This window comes from Thalassospira sp. UBA1131 (assembly GCF_002311515.1).
In the GTDB taxonomy this organism is placed as follows: Bacteria; Pseudomonadota; Alphaproteobacteria; order Rhodospirillales; family Thalassospiraceae; genus Thalassospira.
The window spans coordinates 31,861-36,126 of record NZ_DCAO01000093.1 but is presented as its reverse complement, the minus strand read 5'-3'; the positions used below and the strand labels follow the sequence as shown (position 1 = coordinate 36,126).

4 protein-coding genes and 1 pseudogene are annotated in these 4,266 nt (G+C 54.3%); 2 read left to right on the top strand and 3 right to left on the bottom strand.

The window, feature by feature from the left end; translation table 11 throughout:
- On the bottom strand, positions 1-1,757 hold a 1,757-nt coding region (gene mnmC, locus B3Z49_RS14235), incomplete at its 3' end, for a bifunctional tRNA (5-methylaminomethyl-2-thiouridine)(34)-methyltransferase MnmD/FAD-dependent 5-carboxymethylaminomethyl-2-thiouridine(34) oxidoreductase MnmC (protein ID WP_296992073.1).
- On the bottom strand, positions 1,754-2,749 hold the full coding sequence (gene dusA, locus B3Z49_RS14230; RefSeq protein WP_296992072.1) for a tRNA dihydrouridine(20/20a) synthase DusA: 996 nt from the start codon (positions 2,747-2,749) through the stop codon (positions 1,754-1,756). The genes mnmC and dusA, both read right to left, overlap by 4 nt.
- Before the next feature lie 143 nt (positions 2,750-2,892).
- Here dusA and B3Z49_RS14225 point away from each other — a divergent pair, with 143 nt between their 5' ends.
- Both B3Z49_RS14225 and B3Z49_RS14220 read left to right on the top strand, forming a co-directional pair.
- Positions 2,893-3,246, top strand: coding sequence for an ArsC/Spx/MgsR family protein (locus B3Z49_RS14225; RefSeq protein ID WP_296992070.1), 354 nt, complete (start codon positions 2,893-2,895; stop codon positions 3,244-3,246).
- Between the two features lie 10 nt (positions 3,247-3,256).
- The gene (locus B3Z49_RS14220; protein WP_064780918.1) at positions 3,257-3,931 is read left to right on the top strand and encodes an HAD family hydrolase; all 675 of its coding nucleotides are present in this window, start codon (positions 3,257-3,259) and stop codon (positions 3,929-3,931) included.
- Positions 3,932-4,011: 80 nt separating this feature from the next.
- On the opposite strand, the pseudogene B3Z49_RS14215 reads toward B3Z49_RS14220, so the two are convergent.
- Positions 4,012-4,266 (bottom strand): annotated as a pseudogene (locus tag B3Z49_RS14215) (gamma-glutamyltransferase); the annotation flags it as partial.

Here is a 4,266-nt window from a genome sequence, read left to right as displayed (position 1 = left end):
AGGGGCAGGTGATCCGCGGTTGTCGTGCGCAAGGATGCCCGCCCATGAAGCATGTCAGGCGAGATCTTCGCCGCAACGTCGGGCAGGACTTTGCCAAGCTGGTTGATGTTAAACGCGTGGTCATCTTCGCGCAGGTCCGTCTGCGCATCGTCACGTCCAAAAGTGGCCCCAAATACATGCATGCCATTGCGCGCTGGTGTGATGTAGCCCTTGTGGCTCAGAACGCACTTAATTGCGGCCCCATCGCCAAGGTTTGACACGATTTCTTCTGGCAGAAAACTGATCTGACCGCGAACAGGATTAAGGTGGTCTCTAAGCCAGCTTGTCTGATCGAGCATTTGCGTTTCAAGCGCGCCGGCGATGATGACGGCATCAAACGGCCCATAGGAAGACCCGTTTTCATCGGTCAGGACTTTGCCTTGTTCAAAATCGCTAATGGCCGTGATGGTTGTTGAAAGCCGAACATCAATGCCATCAGAAAAGGCCCTTACCACCGACGGCGGATTTACCCACCCGGCCGATGGATAAAAAACACCGCCATAGGGCAAGGGCAGGCCAAATCGTTCTGAGGCCTGATCACGGTCAAGCGCCTCGACAAGGTCGGGTTTGTCGCCAAGACGCGCGATCAGGCCATCAAGCCGTTCACGTTTGCGGACACTGGTGGCTAGATCAATCACGCCGCAGAAATCGGCCTCGACCAAACCCTGATCGGCAAGTTTTTTGATCTTGCGATGGCTGAAGCGGTAACCAGCCTCATAAAACCGGCCCATGATTGCATCATCAACGGTCAGATAGGGCTCCAACATGCCAATCGGATTGCCCGATGCCGCGCTGGCCAGTTCATCGGCCTTTTCAAAAAGGGTTACGGCAACGCCGCGCGCCTTTAAGGCATCCGCGCAGGCCGAACCGGCAAGCCCCCCACCGATAACGGCGACAGATTTGGTTTTCTTGGGGCGGGGCAGGTTAAACCAAGGATCATCGGCGATTTCAAACAGGTCCGGCGTACTGCCGTTGTCACCAACCGTTGCCGTGATCATGTCGCGTTTATAGCCAAACCCTTTGCGCTTGCTGATTGCAAAGCCGGCACTTTCCAGGCCGTCACGTGCAATGCGTGCGGCAGTAAAAGTCGCGAGGCTTGCACCACTGGGATTGGACGCGCTTGCAAGTGCAGCAAACAGGTCCGGATGCCACATATCGGGATTGCGCGCGGGTGCAAAGCCATCAAGAAACCAGCAATCAACATTCCCGTCATAGCCAGACCAACATTCAATCGCATCGCCGATCAAAAGCGTCAGGCTGATATCGCCATCGGCAAGGGAAAAACGGTGCACACCGGGCAACATGGTTTCATGCGGCCAGATTTCAGCGAGCTGTTTGGAATATTGCGATAGTTCCGGCCAGCTCTGGTGCGCGCGGATCATGTCATCGCGCGACAGCGGGTATTTTTCAACGGAAACGAAATGCAGGCGTTTGGATCGTTTAGGATCAGTGTCCCAGCATTGCCAAGCGGCCAAAAAATTCAGTCCGGTGCCAAAGCCGGTTTCGCCAATGACAAAGCTTTCGCGGTCCTGCCAGCCAGTTGGAAGGTTGTTGCCCTCAAGAAACACATAGCGCGTTTCAGCAAGCCCGTCCTTGGGATTGAAATAGATATCACCAAAATGCGGAGAGAACGGCACATTGCCATCCTGCCAGGTTATTTCGCCAGCAGGTCTTGGTTCATCACCTTCTGCCGGCTTGGTGACATCGTTTGCCGTCATGCAGACAGGACCTCGTCATCCTGTTCGGGGACAAGGACCAGGGCTTCGCGGACGACTTCCGTACCCGCACCCTTGCGATGGGCGTTTTCGCTCAGATAACGGCGCCATTGTTTCGCACCGCGCATTTGCTGGAACAGGCCCAGCATATGGCGGGTGACATGGCCAATGGTGCCGTGTTCTTCTTTCAGGTGTTCTTCGATATAGGGCAGCATTGCTTCAACCACCTGATGGCGTGTCAGGGGCTTGGCGTCATCGCCATAAAAACGCCGGTCGACATCAGCCAGAACATAAGGGTTCTGATAGGCTTCGCGCCCGATCATGACACCGTCGACATGTTTCAGATGCTCTTCGGTTTCATCAAGCGTCTTGATGCCACCATTGATCAGGATTTCAAGCTCCGGGAATTCCTGCTTAAGCTGATAGACCAACTCGTACTTTAACGGCGGAACTTCTCGGTTTTCCTTGGGCGAAAGACCTTTGAGCCACGCCTTGCGCGCATGAACGATGAAAGTCTTGCAGCCAGCCTCGGCAACCGTTTCGGTGAAGCGTTTAAGCGACGGGTAGTCTTCCTGATCGTCGATGCCGATGCGGTTTTTGACTGTGACCGGGGCGTCGCTGGCCGAAATCATCGATTTCACGCACTTCGCAACGACATCCGGCGTTGCCATCAGGCAGGCACCAAAGGCGCCGTTCTGCACACGATCTGATGGGCAACCACAATTCAGATTGATTTCATCGTAGGCATAGTCATTGGCGATTTCGCAGGCGCGCGCCAGATTGTCCGGGTCGCTGCCGCCAAGTTGAAGCGCAACCGGGTGTTCGGCGTCGTTATAGCGGAGATGACGTTCCACGCCGCCGTGAAGAATGGCACCCGTGGTGACCATTTCGGTATAAAGCAACGTATGACGACTGATCTGCCGCAGAAAATAGCGATCATGCCGATCCGTCCAATCCATCATCGGGGCGACGGAAATACGCCGATTAACAGTCATTTGCCTACCGTTTTTGTCAAAGTCGGGTGAAGAGGGTTGCTGTATTCCAAGCGCGGTCTTTATATAGGTTCCGTGATTTAGGGTCAAAACCGATTGCGCGATGCATGGCAGCATCCCGAAGATATTAAAGTACAGGATTTGATATGGTTACGATTTACGGCATCAAGAACTGCGACACTGTCCGCAAAACCCTGAAATGGTTTGATTCAAAGGGCATTGAAAACAAGCTCCATGATTTTCGCGCTGACGGAATTGACGCCAAGACCATCGAAGGCTGGCTTGATGAAGTCGGGGGTAAGGTTTTGATCAACAAGCGCGGGCCGAGTTATCGCAACCTGAGTGACGACGACAAAGCAACATTGGAGCAGGGCGGTGCCGCTGCGGCCGCAGTCCTTGCCGCCAATCCGACCGTGATCAAACGCCCGGTTGTTGATTTCGGATCGACCCGGACGGTCGCCTATGACGAGGAACGCTGGTCTGAGCTGGCCGGTTTGTAAGGGGGCGGAAATGTCAAAGCCGGTCGTTCGGGGTGTGATCTTTGATTGTGATGGTGTTTTGGTCGATACCGAAACACTGGCGTGTCGCGTGTTAACAGAGCAGCTTTGTGATTATGGCTGCGACATGGATATGGCAAAGACCCATGATCTTTTCATTGGTGGCACATTGGCAATGGTCCCGCCAAAAATGGAACAGATGTTTGGCATCACACTGCCAGAAGACTGGCTGTCTGAATGCTACGAACGCACGTTTACGGCCTTTCGCAACGATCTGACGCCGTTCGCACATCTTGATCCGGTGCTTGATCTGCTGGAAGAAAACAACATTCCCATTGCGATTGGCAGCAACGGTCCACATGCCAAGATGGATGTATCGCTCGCCAAGGTTGGCTTGAAAGAACGTTTTGAAGGGCGGGTTTGCTCGGCACATGATGTCGAAAACCCTAAACCGCATCCGGATGTCTTTTTGCTGGCCGCACAGAAAATCGGTGTCGATATCAAGGACTGCATTGTTGTCGATGACAGTCAGAATGGCGTGCGCGCAGGTGTTGCATCCGGTGCGACGACCATCGGTCTTGTCGATATTACGCCGGCCAACTACCTTCTTGATGCTGGTGCGCACCATATTGCGACCGACCATCGCGACCTCTATCGGCTGTTGGCCGATTGGATGTCTGCCGCGTAGCTGGCGGACATAGTGTCCATCAAAAAAGAACGGGCAGCGCGGTGTTGGGCTGCCCGTTCTTTTGTTTTCGCAGGATGTCTTTATTCACCAACCACAATGCCTTCGCGGCGGGAATCAGCCCCACCAATCAGGCCGTCTTCGGTGATCATAATGGCGTGAATGCCGGAATTAAGGTCGCGAATGCTGGTCTCAAAGCCCATGCCTTCCAGTACCGGGGCCAAGTTTTCGGCATTGGTTCCGGCCTCAAGGTCAAAGGTGCCGAACCGGTTGACGAGATGGGGCATGTCGATGGCGTCCTTGGGCGACATGTTCCAATCAATCATCCCGATAAGCGA